The sequence below is a fragment of the Paenibacillus lupini genome (assembly GCF_011761355.1).
Lineage (GTDB): Bacteria > Bacillota > Bacilli > Paenibacillales > Paenibacillaceae > Pristimantibacillus > Pristimantibacillus lupini.
In genome coordinates this window covers 274367-292986 of record NZ_JAASRW010000002.1, presented here as the reverse complement: position 1 = coordinate 292986, position 18620 = coordinate 274367, and the positions used below count along the sequence as shown (strand labels likewise).

At 47.6% G+C, this 18620-nt stretch carries 11 protein-coding genes; all 11 read right to left on the bottom strand.

What is annotated here, in order from left to right:
- Positions 1 to 82 precede the first annotated feature (82 nt).
- The 11 genes from FHS17_RS06910 to FHS17_RS06860 all read right to left on the bottom strand — a co-directional run bounded on the left by FHS17_RS06910 (position 83) and on the right by FHS17_RS06860 (position 18598).
- Positions 83 to 1000, bottom strand: a complete 918-nt coding sequence (locus FHS17_RS06910; RefSeq protein WP_167277184.1) for a sugar phosphate isomerase/epimerase family protein — start codon at positions 998 to 1000, stop codon at positions 83 to 85.
- Positions 1001 to 1017: 17 nt separating this feature from the next.
- Positions 1018 to 1977: a proline dehydrogenase family protein gene (locus tag FHS17_RS06905; RefSeq protein WP_167277180.1), complete on the bottom strand. Its 960-nt coding sequence runs from the start codon at positions 1975 to 1977 to the stop codon at positions 1018 to 1020.
- Positions 1978 to 2054: 77 nt separating this feature from the next.
- Positions 2055 to 2867, bottom strand: a complete 813-nt coding sequence (locus FHS17_RS06900) for a helix-turn-helix transcriptional regulator (RefSeq protein ID WP_167277176.1) — start codon at positions 2865 to 2867, stop codon at positions 2055 to 2057.
- Between the two features lie 131 nt (positions 2868 to 2998).
- A complete protein-coding gene (locus FHS17_RS06895) occupies positions 2999 to 7447 on the bottom strand; it encodes a fibronectin type III domain-containing protein (protein WP_167277171.1) in 4449 nt (1482 codons plus the stop codon).
- Positions 7448 to 7775: 328 nt separating this feature from the next.
- The gene (locus tag FHS17_RS30455) at positions 7776 to 8882 is read right to left on the bottom strand and encodes a rhamnogalacturonan acetylesterase (protein ID WP_167277168.1); all 1107 of its coding nucleotides are present in this window, start codon (positions 8880 to 8882) and stop codon (positions 7776 to 7778) included.
- Between the two features lie 19 nt (positions 8883 to 8901).
- Positions 8902 to 10167, bottom strand: a complete 1266-nt coding sequence (locus tag FHS17_RS06885; protein ID WP_167277165.1) for an FG-GAP-like repeat-containing protein — start codon at positions 10165 to 10167, stop codon at positions 8902 to 8904.
- A 110-nt stretch (positions 10168 to 10277) separates the two neighbouring features.
- Complete coding sequence (locus FHS17_RS06880) at positions 10278 to 11075, bottom strand: polysaccharide deacetylase family protein (protein ID WP_167277161.1); 798 nt, start codon at positions 11073 to 11075, stop codon at positions 10278 to 10280.
- An 18-nt stretch (positions 11076 to 11093) separates the two neighbouring features.
- A complete protein-coding gene (locus FHS17_RS06875) occupies positions 11094 to 11783 on the bottom strand; it encodes a DUF1961 family protein (RefSeq protein WP_167277158.1) in 690 nt (229 codons plus the stop codon).
- Entirely contained in the window at positions 11780 to 14380 is a 2601-nt protein-coding gene (locus FHS17_RS06870) for an exo-rhamnogalacturonan lyase family protein (RefSeq protein ID WP_167277155.1), read from the bottom strand. The genes FHS17_RS06875 and FHS17_RS06870 overlap by 4 nt, the downstream gene beginning before the upstream one ends.
- Positions 14381 to 14502: 122 nt before the next feature.
- Entirely contained in the window at positions 14503 to 16839 is a 2337-nt protein-coding gene (locus FHS17_RS06865) for a helix-turn-helix transcriptional regulator (RefSeq protein ID WP_167277152.1), read from the bottom strand.
- A gap of 166 nt (positions 16840 to 17005) precedes the next feature.
- Positions 17006 to 18598 carry an extracellular solute-binding protein gene (locus FHS17_RS06860; protein WP_167277149.1) on the bottom strand — a complete coding sequence of 531 codons (1593 nt, stop codon included), beginning with the start codon at positions 18596 to 18598 and terminating at the stop codon, positions 17006 to 17008.
- Between the last annotated feature and the right edge of the window lie 22 nt (positions 18599 to 18620).

The window sequence follows — 18620 nt, the reverse complement described above, 5'->3', positions numbered from 1 at the left end:
ATCAGGGAATTTTATTGATCATTTCTGTCTTTGAACACAAAAAAAACTGCCCACATGAGTGAGCAGCAGCGTTTGCCTCTATTTAACGTACAGCATTCTTATTCGCAGCCTCGGCTACAACCTCTTGCCACAGCTCCTCGGCAATTTGCTTCAAGAGAAGCGCCTGCTGCCAGCGGTCAGTCGTTTCGATTTCCCGGCCATTCTCATCCAGGCGCGTAATCGCATATCCTGGGGGACCCAGCTCAGGAACAAAAGAGAGAATATCGCCAGGGACTGCATTCGCATACCAGTTCTGCATCCCTTTACGCCACCAGCGTTTGAAATTCTCCACCATCTGATGTTTGCCGCTCTTACCGATATCAATCTGAACCTGCTCCCCATTCGAGATGCGGGCATGAATACCTGCCGTTCGTTCCAAGAGAACATTAAACTCTGCCTCGGCGCGGCTGCCGACACCACCGTCTAATTCACCGGCGACGATGTAATGCGATAAATCAATAATCAGCTGTAACTGCGGCAATGCCCGTACATAGTCTGTCGTCCGGAGCAAATCCTGTGTGATCCTTCCCCGATGTGTTTCGATAAAATGTGGAATACCCGCTTCATTTGACGCTTCAAGAAGATCTTGCAGCAATTGGACTGCCTCATCACCAACAACAAATGAATCCATGACCTGAGAGTTAATATATTGCACCCTGCCAAATTGCTTCACTGTGTCCAAGATATCCCTCATGTCGCTCTTACTTGATGGGAAAGCAACCGTACTGAAGGTAAACTGATACTTATCCAGCAGACGATGCCATTCCGCATAATCCTGTTCAGCCGGCATAGTTGCACTTATACCGGTGAACCCGGCAGCCGCAATCTGCTCAAACTTCTCTTCCATCGTCCACTCCCGGCCATTCTCTCCAAGGCCGATCATGGCCCACCAGGACTGCTGCAGCTCTAGCCTTGGTGCAAGTGAAGAACCGTCATTTAAGTGATAATTATTCGTTGCCATATTGAACACACTCCATCCTAGTAGTTGTTGTTCATTTCCTGTTTGCTTACCATATCGATAACAGCTTGATACAGATTAGGCGGATATTCGGCAATTCGATGACATAAATACAAATACCATTCCTGTCCGTAAGGAGTATAAATACGTACGGGTTTTCCGGATTTTTGAAGTCTACTGGCCAGGTCCGGGCGAATACCGTACAGCATTTCGATTTCAGCATGATTATTTTCCAGCCACTCACGTTCCAGTACAGAGTTAATCATAACTTCGTCATGGGTTGCGATAGAAACCCGATGCCCTTGTTGGACAGCTTTTTCAACCAGTTGCAAATAACGTTGATTCAACTCAGGTGACCGGGAGATTGAGAGATTGTCCGGTTCTTGATAAGCCCCTTTCACAATACGAATCCGACAAGGCGATGTGAGGGTTGCCAAATCATCCGGTGTTCGCAGCAGATGTGCCTGCAATGTAATCCCAATACCGGAATAGACAGCTGCTGCCTGTTTATAGACGGATAATATGTCATCTGTTTTCCCCGACTCTTCCATGCTGATAAACAGCTCAATATCCGTATCTGCTGTCTGTCCGGCCAAATCTATCAAACAGGAATATGCGAGCGACTTGCCTATGGACAGCCCGATATGTGACAAATCAAACGATACCCTGGCCGGGATTCCAGCCTTCTTCAATTCATAGATAAGCGCTTTCATCTCTGCTGCAGCCTGTTCACATTCTGAGACGCTTAGCGTATTCTCCCCAATATATTCGATGGAAAGAGAATAACCCCTTTCTACAAGTTTTGTCCCGGCAGCAATTCCGTCTTGAAGAGTATCTCCAGCCATATACCGCAAAGCAGCCTGACGCAAAATCCGGTTTAACTCCGGGGTTTTCTCTACATAGGCTTTTAGATCCGCGCGCCTTGCCATTTTTTTAAATGCAGTTGTAAATTGCTGTTCCAGTTCCAAATGTTGAACCATGATGCCACTCCCTTTCTCAATTGCCCTCATTGTACTTGAGAACGGAGCGGCGGTATTGTATAAAATTGCTCTTTCTATTACATAGATATGGCGTACTTTTGCGGGGTAGCTCCTACGATCCTTCTAAAGGTTCTCGAAAAATGGCTCTGGTCATAGAATCCCGCTTCCGCCGCAATATCTGCAATCGGCCGCTGCTTCTTCATGAGTTCTGTCTTAGCATGATTAATTCGCAGCAAGTTCTGATAGGCATGCGGCGGCAAATGGCTCGATTGCTTGAATAAACGAATGAGATGAAATCTGCTGATACCCGTTATACGCTCGAGGTCGTCTAGCGTAATCTTTTCCGTATAATGCTCATGCAAATATTCACTTACTAGATTAACGTATTTCCGGTCTTGTTTGATGCTGCGGCCTCTATGCTCAAAATCGGACATATTAGGACTTACAATAGCTTGCATCAATTCGATTAGCGATGTTTCTATCGCAAGTGGTGTACCTGACCCTGCTAATGCATCCATCGTTTGATTTAAATAGCGTCGGCAAGCTTTGTTTTTCCCCTCTCCAAGTAAAAAAGGGATATGTAGCTGGTCAAGCTCCTGCTGTTTCAAACCTTGAAGCCACTCCTGCTTAATAAACAGCATCTTGTAACTCCAGTCTGCGCCTTCTTCCGGATGACAGGCATGGAGCATCATTGGAGGAAAACTAATCATTCTCCCTGCTTCCACCCGGTGCATTGACCCATCGCACCAGGCATATGTCTCTCCTGTATCAATCAACCCTATCGAATACTCTTCATGGAAATGCTTTTGATAGGCAAGATCACTCTTCAAACAATGCTTAGCTTCCAAGAATGGAAGGGAATGATCCCGGTAAAACATTACATCCGGCATGATCTATGGTACACCCCCTTGATATAGGGCCTATTATAACAGCTTACTAAAAAAGGGCAATCCAGCAGATTGCCTGCTTCTGGATTGCCCTCATACTTAACTCCTACAGGTGTATGGGTTGTACTGGAGCCTCAGTCCTTTTTGTCGGAGTTTCCATGGCTCTTTGCAGGTACGATTACCGCAATAGAAACCGTATCTGCTTCTGAACCATCTGAGATTCTTGTTACTCGAAGCACGAGATAAACCGTCGTGTCTGTTTTTTGAGGAGTAATTTTACCATTCGTTTTGATTACTTTGCTGTCTGATGATTGGATAGCAAGCGTGAAGCCCTCCGGTACTTCTGGCAGCGTAACATACTTAGCATTTGTCGCTGGTGCAGCGATTGACGTAATGCCGTCTGCAATTTTCTGTGCCGTACTTTCACTTGCAGCTGGTATGATGACCGTAATGGCTGCCGTATCAGCGACTGTATGATCCGAAGTACGAGTTACACGGAGCACCAGCTGAACCGTTGTTGCAGCTGCTGGTGGCGTGATAACACCGTCCGTCCCTATTACAGCGCTGTCAGAGGATTGGATGGCAATTGTATAACCTGCTGGTACTTCAGGCAGCTTCAATGTTGTCGCATCCTTTGCAGGTGCTTCGATTGACGTAATCCCGTCTGCGATTTCCTGTGCTTCTGGACTCTTAACTGGCACAACAACAGAGATGGCTTCTGTATCTGCAGTCGAGTTATCCGAAGTTCGAGTCACACGCAGTACCAGTTGAACCGTTGCTTCAGCTGCTGGCGGTGTAATAACGCCATCCGTGCCGATCACTTCACTGTCCGAAGAGAGAATGGAAAGCGTGAAGCCAGCTGGAACTTGTGGCAGCGTTAGTGTAGCTGCATCCTTCGCTGGTGCTTCAATTGCTGTAATACCGTCAGCAATTTCCTGCGCTGTACGTTCAATCAAGATACTTTGTACACTGGACACAGCCGACTCCGTGCTTGAACCGCCAATCACACCCACTTTGTAGTAATAGGTATGTTCTGATGGTAATTCAGTATCGGTGTAAGTTCCAGCTGTACCGCTGTACACTTTCGTGTACGGGCCTTCTTCACTGTCCGCACGATACAGGTTATAGCCAAGTGCACCTGTTGTTTTATTCCAACTCAGCTTAACGCTTGTCGAGGACGCTGCCTCAGCCTTGAGGCCCATGGAAGTGTCCCCGGATGGTGCTAAATCAGGTTTAACGATCATAATCCAGCTGATCATTGGATCCTGTGCAGCGGTATTTCTTACGGTTACATTCAGTGATCCGTTTGTGATATTAACGCCGGTATAAGCCATGACATTACTTGGCGTAAACGTGACAGCACCTTTTACCGTATCGTTAAACAGCAGATTCGCTTTTCTTGATGTGTTTGTCCAAGGGTCGTTAAAGCCCAGGTAAACATCATATGAGCCATTCTCTAACGTGAACTTATAAGACAAATCCGTGCCTGCTGCAGAATTAGCTACATTGCCTCCGTTCAAATAACGGACGGTTGAGAAAATGTCACCGCTAGTCGACCCGGAAGGTGCAGAGTTTGTCCCTAAGTAACCCCATGGCGTTATGTCATCTTGATTATAGGCCTGTTCTACAGTTCCTTTGTTCGCTAGTGTATCTTGCATATAAGATGCAATCAGGTTGTAATCGGGGGTTGCATACCCACCCGCATTAACGAAATACAATGTATTGTCCGGAATGACAACCAGCTTAACGCTTTGTACTTTATTGTGATAATTCGGAAGCGTCATTTGTACTGTAATTGGTCCGGGCTTCGAGAAATCTGCTGCGGATAGCGCATGGGAATCGATTGACCAGGTTACCGGAGTGGAGACTGTTTCACCATTCTCCAGCACATCAACATTAGCTGGCAGATTAGGCACTTCACCAAGAGTAACGGCTTCAGGGAATTTTGTTGTCACATTCACCTGACCCATCGCATCAAGCAGATCTGTTGTCCAGCTGGAGTACCATTTGATTGCAATATCAGTACCCATTCCAAATTCGATTGGAAGAAACACATATTTCGCGCCATCATTAGCGAAGTTGCCGCCATTCCAGATGTCGCCGACATAAATGAATTTCCCTGCCTGCGCATCAACCGGAATAACATAGGTAGATTGTGTATTAAAAGCTTTGGTCGGATCTGGATCACTTGCCGATGTACGAACGAAAGGATCCGTCATCGGAGACCACGTTCCAAAGATGTTGTCTGCAACCGTGTATTTGTTCTGGTTCGCTGCCCATCCTGTCGCACCAGATGTGATCATATAATACTTGCCTTTATATTTGAACATCGCTGGTGCTTCGCGCTGAGCACCTGGGAATACTCGAACATAATCGACGCCATAAACGGACTTGTAAGTGGTATCCCGAACAGGATTTCCATCTTCATCCGTTAGTCCGTCCTTATGCCAGCCTGCAACGTCCAAGTAATCCGGCGTAAGCTTCGAGATGTAGATCGTCAAGTTCTCTTCAGACGAATAGATGAGGTATGCAGTACCGTCATCATCCTTGAACAGGTTCATATCCCGCGCCATACCTTTATCGCTCGGATGATAATCCGTTTGCCCTGCAGGTGCCATGTCCATCCGATAGCTTCGTTGGTAGACGAATGGTCCTGTTGGCGAATCGCTGATCGCGACGCCGGCTTGAGCTTTTCCATAGTTCTGGGCATCATTGTCAGCATTCTTGTCGCCATCGATATGAGCCCACATGACGTATTTCTTTGTTTCATCGTTATAGACAACTTTTGGTCTTTCAACGATTCTTCCTTTACGGATATCCGCCCAAATGTTGTCCGTGTCTGTTCTGTCTTTATACAGGTCATAGACTGGAGAGTTTACATTCGTGAAATCATCCTTGGACTGGATGAGTGACAGCGCCATGCCTTCATCTTTCCAGTTCAGAAGATCAGTGGAAGAATATACTCGAACACCGCCAGATGGCCATGCACCCTTGTGATATTCCCCGTACCAGTAGTATTTTTGCGTCTTCTCATCGTACATAAAGCCTGCACCATGAGCATCAATAGCAAGCCCCGTTGTATCGGTCCAAATTGCACTCGGAACAATTGCCGTTCGAGTAGCGCTGATACCAAGCGGAGTGGACTCCGCTGAACCTACGCTGTCAACTACAGCACTCAGCTTATAGAAATACCCTGCACCTTGCGTTAAGCCGGTATCCGTATAGGTATTGTTTGGTCCAGTGTACAATGTGGTGAATGTACCCGTTGCGCTTGTCGATTTCTTAAGGGTATAGGTGACTGCTGTACCTGGCATCGCATCCCAATTCAAGGTTACAGTCGAAGCAGTTGGGCTTGCTGTAAAATGTGCTGGGGAATCAAATGGATAGGTTGTAGTCTGTGCCGAAGCTGCTGGTGAATCGCCAAACGTGTTATAGGCAATAATTTGATACCTGTATTCCGTGTTTGGCGATAAATTTTTATCCTGGAAGCTAACAGCTGTCCCTTCATAGATCTTTGTGTAGGTTTGACCTGCATCCGAAGACCGGGATACTTTGTAGCCCGTTGACTTGGCCGCTGCAGTCCAGTTCAGATTAATAGTCGAAGAGTTAACAGCAACAGCTGTCTGCCCTGTTGGCGCCACTGGCGGTACACCAACCGTCCGTACACTTAGCTCAGAAGACCACTGTGATTCGGTCAAACCGCCGTAAAGATAAGCTACCTTATAATAATAACTGGTATCCGAGGTTAATCCGGTATCTACATAACTGGTATTCGTCGTATTCCTCACAAAGGTGTAGCCGCTGCCAGAAGTTGTAGAGCGATAAAGGTTATAGCTGGCAGCACCTTCTACCGAATTCCAACTCAAGGATACGGACGAGGTCGTTTTTGCAGCTTCATCGGATTGAATAGCAGATGTGTTTGCAGCAGGGATGCCGGTCACTTTGACATCATCTACTTGAACCGCCTGCCACTTATTTCGGATGCCGATCTTGCCGCTGGAATAAGTCGAATCAACGGCATCAAACAAAAGCTTATCGACACCATTTTCAACGACATAGCCTCTGATCGAACTGCCATTCAGCACCAGCTTCAGTGTGTACCATTTATTTTTGCTTAGCGTATACGGAACTGTTTTGATCGTTGTATCTGTTCCGTTAATCCGTTTGGATAATACGACACCGGTTGTTGTCTGCATCTGGAAATAGTAGAAGTTCTTATAATCTTGAACACGAGCCAGAATACCCGGATAAGCTCCGCCATTCCCCGTGTAAATTCGCATCGTTACGGTTGAATTGTCCCAATTCTCACCCGTTGTAATAATGCCCTCGCCTGCATCCGTCTGGTTCAGCACTTTGTTGTTTGCATCTGTTGGATCCGAAGCAACGACCCAAGTGCCAATAGGTTTGCTGGTAGCAGGATCGATGGCGACAGTCCATGTCGGAGAAGCCGTATAATCGTTATCAGAGAAATCATCTTGGAAATCAATAGCACTAGCTGCCGAGACCTTCGGCATGGATGAGAAATTAAAGAAGGATACACAAATGGATAAGACAAGAAGCCAAGCAATCGGTTTTTTCCGCACTTTCATGATCTCCCCTTTTGATTAAAGTAGAGTACGAGCAAACACGACTAACACGTAAATCCCCTGTATTACGGCGACTCCTTCTGCAGTTCACCCCCATTTTCAGAAACCCGTTTCATGAAACCGGTTACATGAAAGTCAAAATAAATAAAACCTAAATTACCTTCAACAAGCAAAAAACTAGAAGAAAGCGGTTTCATGGAGACATTGTACTCCTTCCTCCATCAAATGGCAACCGCCTATCTTCTTAAAAATGATAAATATATTTCGACTCTATTGTCGGTTAGTGCTGGAATAATAGATTGATTATTAATAGATCTATTAATCTTTATCTCAAATAGAGCATCAATGGCTGCAGGCGCATCGCCTTCAGCTCTTCATACACCAGCTTCGCGATTTTAATACCTCCGAGCTGCTGAAAATGCGTATTGTCCTCGACTCCGTCAGGGAAATTCATAAACTCCCCAGGTGCCAGCCACATGAACAGGTTCTTTGTTGCTTCCGGACCTAAAGTCTCATATAACGCTTTGCTAGAGTTGGCCAAATCAATGAGCGGTACATTCTCTTCTGATGCAAGCTCTCTTACAGCCGTTAGATAGTCGCCATGTGTATCGCGAAGGGAGCCGTCCTCCTCAAAGAACCTGCGCTGCACGGATGTGACTAGAATCGGAACTGCCTTTCTCTCACGTGCCCCGTCAATATACAGCTTGAGTGTTTGTTTATAGGTGGTAAAAGGCTCCGTGTAACGTTCTTCATCATGCTTCTGATCGTTATGACCAAACTGAATAAGCAGATAATCATAAGGCTTGATTCTGCTCCAAATTTTGTCCAGCACGCCTTCACTTATAAAGCTTTTGGAGCTGCGGCCTGACAATGCGTAATTCGCTACTGCCGCATCCTGCTTCACGAACATTGGCAGCATTTGTCCCCATCCTGCATATGGATATCCGTCATCAGGCTGATCCGTTACCGTGGAATCCCCTGCCAGAAACAGCGTGCAGGCTTGAGGTGCCGGCTCGATCTCCATCGCATTAATTCGCGGGGCAAGCCCTGAGAAGGACAGTTTAAGCTGACCATCCGTCACCCAGACAGAAAAGCTTAAACGCGAGAAGCTTCCTGGCGTTGTTCGTTGCTTATGTACCATAAGCCTGCCAGCACCTGCTTTAATCGTTGTTTCCGTTGCAGTAATTTCATCTCCCAGCAGGACAGAGACGCGATAGGTCCCATCCTCTACATCGAGCAGAAAAGCTGTTTCAACCGGGATACAAAAATCTCTGCGCAGAGCACCGGGTTCTACACGGTCTTTGGCATTCACCTTATCTGTCCGAGTAAAGCCATATCCCGTAAAGGAATCATATACCGATTGCGGGGTTATCTTCGTATATCCCTCTGCCGGGGCTCCAGTTCCAAAATCAAATCGATAGGATTGTGTCATATCGCTGATGTCTCCTTTATTATATTTCTCCGCCGGGGTATAACGTTGAGCTGGATAGCCGTTTTGGCTGCGGAAGCGGAGCACCCGTCACGCACTCACTAAGAATAGCAGGCTTGCTGGAATAAATATCAGCCGTTCCCTCGTTATAAATAATTACCTGCTCTGTACCGCTGTTCCATAAGTCAGCATGGACAACATATCCTTCTGTAGGAAACTCTACTATCGGATTCATATTTCCTTCATACAAAGCCGGGAACAATCCACCGCCGCGCCGGAAAGCCAGAATATAGTCCGGAGCATCCTCAGTCCAGCCGCGCAGGGGCTCGATGATTGTCAACCAGCCCGGCGTTTTACGGTCTTCCTTCCATAGCTCCTGACCGTCGCTGCCGAGCAAGAACAAGGCATCCTTGCCAACTAGTCCTTTGCCGTCATCCTCTCTGACGAGCCGATCCAGCCCTGCAATCTGCAGACCAGGAAGGTCATTTCGGAATCGCCCAAGTGCGATATGCTGCGACTCAACCGAACCCTCATAGCGCCATAATTCTTTGCCCTGCTTGTCATACATCACAGTGACACTGCCGCCGATAACGAGTTCAGGTTCTCCGTCTCCATTCACATCGCCAACCCATATGCAATCGGCATGATCCTCCAGATCGCGGCAGCTCCATAAGAGCATGCCATCATGATCCAGCAGATCATAACCAGCCATCACTTCATCGCAACCGTCACCGTCCAGATCATAAACCCACGGGAAATGACCGGGATTACCCTCATACGTCCAAATCAGATTCATATGGCGGTCAAGCGCCCATAAGCGGTGATAACGATCCTTCAAAATAATCTCTCCAGCATGTGTTCCGCCGGTCAAATTGGCGACGATAATGCAGTCATGAGCATGAGGATGAGGAAGCTCATGAGAAGACCGAATTGTTCCGTCGTGACCGTTAATAATGAGAAGTCGGCTATCCATAACGCAGAGAACCTCAAGCTTGCCATCACCATCAATATCGGCGATTTGGGCGGGGTAATCCGAGCCTTGACGGCCTGCACCAGGATCAGGCTTACCGGTCTGCCAGAGCAGATTTCCCTCCAGATCGAAGGCGGTCAGGCATTGGACCTGATGAGGAATATAACGCACGTCCTGTCGGTTGTCCGGCTGAACAAGCAGCACCTCCATCCGGCCGTCACCGTTCAAGTCACCTAACAGCATTTTGCAATGTGGTCCTGCCGACGCGATATCTATCTTCCCGATAAGAAAAGGTTCTTTCATCGTTACTAGAGTCATCCTATTCCCTCCTAAAAAGAATTGGCACATGCTGTTTGTGATGATTCTTACCTCGTAAGCATTGGCTTAAAGAATTGGCGCATGCTTTTTGTGACAATTCTTACTTCGTCTTAGAAGCTGATCTGCTCTCCGCCTTTCACTTCAACCGCCCGCCCGTCTACATTCAGCCATACACTTAACGTCGAAGGATTGTAGACGAAGCTAAGTCCAGCTGAGAACCTCAGCCCTTCGAATGCCTTCGTATAGTCAACTAGCTCAATATTGGTACAATACCAAATATCTGATTTACCGCCGATATATTGGCCGAACTGCTCCATTAGCTCCCAGTTGTTATCCATATCAAATTCGTAACTGTGTCCCCATACGTACATGAGGTACAAATATTGTGATTTCTGAAGGCTGACGAATTCCTCTGCATGCTTCATCAGATCGCGGTTATGATGACAGGTCGGCTGCCATTCATACCAGTCATCTGGCATCCCATAATTCCCTGAGCTTGGAACAACACGTGCATATTCGATCCCAAGGCCGGGCATTAGATCCTTAATTCTACGGTTATAGGAGCCGTTCGGATAGGACATGCCACGCACCGTATACCCGACGAGACTTTCCAGATTACGCCGGTCCTCCATAATCTCATATACGATTTGCTCATTTGGACAGCGAGCGATGGTTGGATGAGTCAACGTATGAGCTGATACCTCATGTCCCTCGTACAGTGACTTCACCTCATCGGCTCCTACCTTGTCTATTGGACCAAACAATCCCGAATTCAGATGAAAGGTTCCTTTCAGCCCATTGCGGTTAAAAATATCAACCAGCCGCCGATCTGCCAACTTGCCATCATCATAGCTAAGAGTTAGTGCTTTGTGCCGCCCTTCGGGAAAGCACATCAAAATTCTCGACATCGCATATCCTCCTTTCCCTTACGGGGCGTACACCTGTAATTTCCCGTATTCTGCAATAAGCGGAGCCATCTGACGGAAACCAAGCTTCCCTCCTCCAAGCAGCGGTCCCCATGTTGTGCCGTCATCCTGCCAGCTGAATAATACCAGATCGTTAACTGCAAATAACACAGATGTCCCCTGTTTCATCAGCAGCATCCGGTACGGTCCGACAGCATCCAGAGCATCCGGTATCGGGTCCGCTCCTTGTGCGACAAGATGAAAGCCGTAGCTTTTCCGTAAGTTGCACGTATGGAACTGTCTCTCCTCCGGATATCGCCTGCGAAAGTAAGAAATATGAAAAGCGTCAATATCCCCATGATGATATTGATCGTATATCCCGCTTCGATTGGCAAGCCTCGGATCAAACAGATCCTGCCCTTCCTTTCCTATCGCACAAAAGAAAACAATAGCCAGCCCCGGCTCCCGCACCGGCCAAAAATCCCAGGTTACCGCGAGGTTCGCCGGGAACTGCTCCGGGCACCAAAATACGAGATTAGCTGCCTGTCCTTCAGCAGCATCTCTTGTACTTTCCAGTCGCATCCGACCCATGGGAAAGGAAACCGCTGCGTCTCCCTCCATTCGGAACTCCCGTACATCACCAGCTGTTTGCAGCGGATTGTTATAAATCACTCTCCACTCGGCGGGAATGAGCCTGCTTAATTCCGTCATTTGGACTGCTCCTGCAGCTTCATCTCCTGTTTCTCAGGAAGATAATCCGCAATAAGCTCCAAAGCAATAATTGTATTCAGCGACCATTGCGCAGCCTCGTTTGTATTCATCCAGTCAATTTCCCTGAGTGTATCAACGTGGGTCACTATCGAGGCTTCCTCTTGCAGATGAACGGTCGCAAACGGATTGCCCTGTAGAATCTCCCAGCATTTCCTTGCGGTTTCTTCATCCTTCTTATAGTAAGCGCCATAGGCGACGATCGCCACGCTAAGCACCGGATGCTCGAAGCGCTTCGTGCTGATCTGTCCATGGGTCAGCTTATCCTTTTCTTCCTGGGACTTGTTATAATACACGCCTAACTCGGCCATCATTTCTTCCCACTGTGGATCCTTCAGCATACCAGCAAGCTCGAACCAGACCTGTGGACCACCCATACAAATGGCCAAATGCCGACCCCAGTTGTCATCACCCATCGGTGTTAAGACACCTGTCTTCGGATCGTAGCCGTAAGTTGGACCTGAGATCAGTCCGTAATTAGCTCCTTTGATGGAATGGATTCCGACTAGTATTTTATCCCGGTATGCCTTATCCTCGTAACGTTCCCAGCGGGTCATCCAATTGGAGCTGAAGGCCGCCCAGTCGGGACCAACCCGAACATGCGTTGGATGCTCATCTTTCGGAAAATAATACCGCATCGGATCCAGATTAACCGTTGTGTAATCCGAGTCTCTTACTTCATCCATCATATCGCCGATCCGCTCATCCGCTGTCAAATAATAAAAATATCGGTGCAGGCCGGCCATTCCGATTCTTGCTTCTTTACAGCCGCAGCCCCAATGAACAACGTTATGGCGCGAGCCTAATCCCGCATATTCGCCAAAATGATAGACATCCACTTCGCTTGTATGCCTGGTCATCGCCTCTGCCATCCGGAAAATATCTTCCCTGCCCGAACGCAGAAACATCATCCACAGCCACATATTTGGTGCAAGCTCGGTGTTCTGCCATGCGCAGCCGCCTAGATCGTAGTTCCAGACATGCCGGACAGGATCATAGCTGTGCATAAAATCGCCGTAATCCCATAACCCATACCACTTGCGCTGCTCAACCTCATCTTGGTAAAAGGAAATAATACCATCTAGCCGCTCCTCCAGCTCACGCTTCGCTTCGGTTGAACGATCCGGTAAGCTCCAAATCCCAAACGCCCCAGCCTCATGATAATAGGATGGCTCGCACACTAGCAGTGATGAAAGATCTGTTTCCTGTCTCATTTGTTCCAGCAGCTCTGGAGCCGGAGTCTCCTCTGTACACCACAAGGTCAGTTCATTCGTGTTGGCAATGCCATATGGCGTCGCGCGAAGCTCTTCCGCCCCCTCATACGAGGATTCCACATGTGTCTTCGTATCGTAATGTCGTAAATCCATCGCTTCGCCATCAGGGGACCACAGCCAAACCGTAAGCGAAGCTTGATCCTGTGCGGTTCCATGGACTTCGAACCCGGAGGGATGCTTTTGCCAGAAGTTTCTTAGACCACAAGCGAGGCCACCACCAGAACCACCAACATAAGCCACACCACCTGCACGCCGTCCGTCCGTCACTTTCACCCAGCTGCAGCCTTCACTTGTCCGCTTCCAAATTCGGTAATGCTCAGATGATTGCTGCATTACCTTGAAGCTGTCCCATGTTGCGGAGTCATCTAATAGACTAAGGAAATAGGCGTCCTCCTCAGGATCAAAGCTGACAGAACGTCCTAGGGTCTGCTCCTCGAACAGATCCCGGTACTTCCCTTTTGTTCTTCGTGTATGGAGGGTTTTGGGGGATTCAGAGAACAGTCCGCTATCGCCGGCAAACCGGACATGACGATTGTAATGCTCACCTCTCATTGGTACAGCAAAGCGAATTCCTAGACCTTTTATAAAATCCTCATTCGGATTACCGTCGTAATAGAACGTATGAACGATCCGAATCGTTTCTAGTCCCGCATAGACATACAGTCTCATGGAGAAGGGCAGCCATTCTCTCGAACTGCCGGCTGCACGATGTCTCCCATCGATTTTCACAACAGCTCGAACCGGTCCTTCCTGCTCTATGGTCATTCGGTGTACCTGGCTCTCGAATGGTTCTGTCCGAGTCGTCTTGATGCCAGATGCTTCGCTGCTAGTTTCCTTCAAGCCTATCAATTCGCCTCCGCTGCACACCTCGGCACCGCCACGGGTAATACTGCGCAGCCACTGACTGCCGCTTCTGCCAAGCGTTAACACCATGACACCTGTATCAAGCAGAATCGTCTCGTCTGTCTGCGTAACTATCATCTGATGCCTTGGAGATGTGGATTCGCCTTTGGTCAGCGAATAAGCATCTGCTCCGCCTTCTGTTTCTGCCGCAGCATGGGCGGTCCATTTCACACTTCCATCCGGCCAGTAGGCGGTTGCCCAATGCTGCATGGGAACGGCCGTACCGTCTTTCGTTCTCGTTAGACGCAAAGCTTCATCCCGGCTAAGCTCGCCTTCCCTCCAAGGAACACCCCAAGTCATACCAACCGGCATTGACACCTTTTGTGATAAACTGTTCAACCGAATCGTTTTGTCCAAAGCCATGCCCTCATCTCCTTCCATATGGTCTCATTTTAGATAAGCGCTAGCTAACGCTCAATGAGACATTATTGCAGGAGTACCCAGATGCGATTTGCACAATATTGCCCGGTTTGCACGATCTTGTTTTACAAGTGCTGACTCTGCTCCCGATAGCTTGTTGGCGTCATGCCTTCAAGCTTTTTGAATATCCGGTTGAAGTAGCTGTGCTGATAGCCAACCTGTTCCGCCACATCGTTAATTTTCATTTCCGAATCACGAAGGAGCTCCTTCGCCTTCTCAATACGAAGCTCTGTCAGGTAGTCGATGAAATTTTTCCCCGTCACGACTTTAAACGATTTGCTGAGATAAAACGGATTCGTACCGACATGCTCCGCACAGTTATCTAGCGAAATATCATGTCTATAATTTTGCTGCAAATAAATCATCGCGCCTTCAATTAGGCGTTTGACTTCAGAATTCGAGCGGCAGCTCAGCTCCTTCTGGAATGGAGCAAGTACTTTGTCCTTGAACCACAACTGCATCCGCTTCGGCTCACGAATTTGCGATAGCTGCTCATACATATTCACACCTTTGAACAGCCGGTTCGGATTGACGCCGGACACCATAATCGCATGCTGTACATTGCCAAGCAGATGAAGCATTCCTTGCTGGACATCAATTTCCTTGGCGCCTTGGCAGGATAATGTACCGATAAAAGCTTGCAGAAGCTCAGACGCTTCTTCCTCTTTGCCTGTCCGAAGTGCCTGAATAAGCTCACGCTCCAGTGCAAACGGATACTGCGGTTCCGCCCATGCTTCTCCATCCAGCACACCTTGCTCCATATCAATAATCTGATTGGCGTTATCAAAGTTGCGGTAGCTGACCGCCTGCTTCACCCGTTCGAATTCATTCGGAAGATCAGAAATTTGTGCTGTTTGTCGACTGATTGCCATCGTCACCCGCATTCTCAAGATGCGGTTAACGGAAGTCGTTAGCTCCTCACTAAACGCCTCGATTTCTGCCTTATGAGAACAACCTTCCGGTATAAGCAGAACAATTCCCGCCGTCAAATCATGAAAGTTGAGCGTATCACTTTGTTCAAAATGCTTAGAAGCAAGCTCCTTCATCATATTAACGGCGGCGAAAGTTACCAGCCCTTCATCTCCGCTGCGGAACGTTTCGTCCATATTCGCTATCCCATTCAATTGGATGAACAATACGACAAATTGACGGCCTTGTACCTCCCATTTAAAATGCTCCATTCGGCGCAGCAAATCTTCTTCGGAATAGGCGTACATGTAGCCTTGCAAAAGCTGATGCAGGAAGCTTTCCTTCACATGTGGAAGCTGCTCCGCAAGCTTCGAATTCAGTTCAAGCCGCTCCTTATGAAGATGCTGATATTGCTGTTCGATCAGCGTAAATTCATCATCCTGCCTGCCCCATGCGGTTTCCCCAGAATGACCGCCAAGCATGGTAGCCAGCCTTTTCACAGGGGAGTAGATCCGATGAGAAGCCAGCCAAGACAGCAATGCTGCAAGGAGCAGCGCGATGAGACTAACCGTAATAATCAATTTGGATATGAACATCACCGGAGACATAATGCTTGTAATTGGCGAAGCCGATACATACAGCCATTCATCCGAAATTCTGGACAAGCTTCCGTAGGAGACGGTGTAAGTCGAGCCCTTCCATTCGAAGAAGAATGAACCTCTCTCCTCCTTCATATTGTCGATCTTGTCACGAAGCGCCTGCACAAATGGAGAATTGGAAGCGCTTCCGTTAGCGGAAACATAAAGATCCCCTGATTTCTGCAGCATGAATGCTTCACCCTCGTAATATGGTGTCATCGTCTGCAGCAAGCTGGCGATTTTGGCACTATCGAATCGGAAGACCAGAACGCCAAACGGATTTGGACTGCCGCCGGGAATATGATGAACAAGTGTTAAATCCTTCTCATCCGGACGAGCAGGATCAAAAGCCCATTGCGTCCAGTAAGTAACGGTTTTACCGTGAATCAGCTTATTATAGATGCTTAAATCCTGCTGGGTTTGCAGCGGTGTATATTCAGGGTTAAACAAAACCTTGCTGTCTCCGCCAACAAACAGCTCTGCCTTCTTCACCAAGGCATTCGAGCCCTGCATCGCAATCAGCGTCTTTGTAATGTCATCCGTTCTCTTAAACTCATGAACAAAATCAAGTCCATTCAAGCTATAGTCAAATTTATTATCAAAAGCCCAGTGGGAAAGCAGAAGCTCCAAATTGCTTAATTGATCGTCTAATTGCTCAGAGCGCTGCTCAATCTGCTGGTAATGAAGCTGCAGCAATTCACTTTCTATACGGCCGCCGGCCATCCAATAGACAAGAGCTCCAATAATAAGTCCGGGAATACCGGAAACGATGAAGATCATAATTAAGCTTTTTCTGAAAAACCGTCCTTTACCGCTTTCAGTCCGGTTCCGCCATATTTTTCTTCCTTGGAGCATCCAATTCCCCCGTTTCTTTTAATTATAAACTTGACCTTATAATAAATTTGGAATAAATGGAAGCAGGAAATTCAGACTATTTTGTTCGAAAATCAGACATTCTCATGCCAAAACACCCATCCTCCAATTGGAGTTCTGATGGGTGTTCTGACAAAGCTTATTTGGTTTATTTCGCAGAAGCAGTGTAAAGGTCATTCATTTCTTTTACAAGATCGTCGCCGCCGGATTTTTTCCAGGTTTCGAAGGCAGCTTGAAGGCCAGCTTCATCGGTTTGGCCAACGATAAATTTGATACGTGCGTCGTTGATGATGTTATCCAACTGCTGTCCTTTTTGCGAATAAACATTAGAGATGAATGGCTCGGCTGGATTTGGAACGATGTATTGCTCAGCTTCCTTCTGAATTTCGGTTGTATGAAGACGAAGCGGCGTTTGCTGTACAGTAAGTCCTCGTCCTGCCGGAATGTATGGAAGCATTTGGTTGAGTCCCTCTACTTCAGATTCCAGCAGCGCTGCATCTTTGCTTGGAACAAGAGCTTCGCCGTCCTTCGTATAATGCTTGCCTTCCATGCCGTAGCCGGCTAGGGTTGTTAGGTCATCGTCATTCATTTGATCAAGGAATTTCAATACACGCTTAAGTTCTTCCTCTGTCTTAACCGTTGTCTTAGGAATCGCAAGCAAGCCTGCGAAGCCGGAAGTCGGCAGTGCTTTTAAAGCACCATCCGTACCTGTTACCCCAATCATATTGTCCATGAACTGCGCATCCGGATTATCTTTGTTCTCCTTCGCTAGTGCCGCATGAATTTTATCTTCAATACGGGCGGCAGTATCGGTAACATCAACTATGACACCGGCTTGGCCGTTGACGATCGGATCAACCCATTTCGCTGAATCAAATACGGCAAAATCCTGATTGATCAGCTTCTCATCATACAGCTTCTTCATAAATTTGAGCGCTTCCAAATATTCCGGTGTTTGATGCTCCGGCACAAGCTTCCCATCTACAACACCCCATTTGTTTGGTGCGCCGAACCACAGCTTGATCGTATCAAAGGCGCTTGCCCAGCCGCCTGTCCATTTGACCAACACCATACCGTAAGTATCATCCTTACCGTTCTTGTCCGGATCTTTCTCCTTGAATGCTTTCAGCATGTTGTAGAAATCGTCAATGGTCTTAGGCTGTGAGAGGCCTACTGCTTCCAGCCAATCCTTGCGATATACAATACCGTTACGCCCTAGGGCACGGCCTCGATAAATGCCATAGTTCTTTCCATCGATTGAGGAGTTATTCATAATAACCTCGTTCGCCTGGCTCAAATTCGGATAATCCTTCAAATAAGGGCCAAGCTCCCAAAATGCGCCTGATCTGACGGCATTCACAAAGCTGGGATCTTTGGAACCAGGTACATATATGATTTCAGGCAGCTTGGTAGAAGCCAGCGTGATGTTGAATTTATCTCCATAAGAAGCATTTGGCACCCATTCAAAGTGAATGTTTGTATTGGTTTTATTCTCAATCTCCGTAACCACAGGACTATCATCCTTCGGGAAGTTTGTCTTGAAGATCGGGAGCATGATGCTGATTTTAAGCGGCTTCTCGTTTGTCTCGGCAGTTGCTGCTGCCGAAGCTTCTGTCGTCGCTGCGGAGGATGCTTCGGGATCTGCGCTCTCTTCCTTATTGCCGCTGCAGCCTGCAAGTGCTGATACTGCCAATGTTCCAAGAGCTGCTGTTGCTACCCATTTCTGCGTCTTTTTGTTCATTCTTATTAGCGCCTCCTTTAAT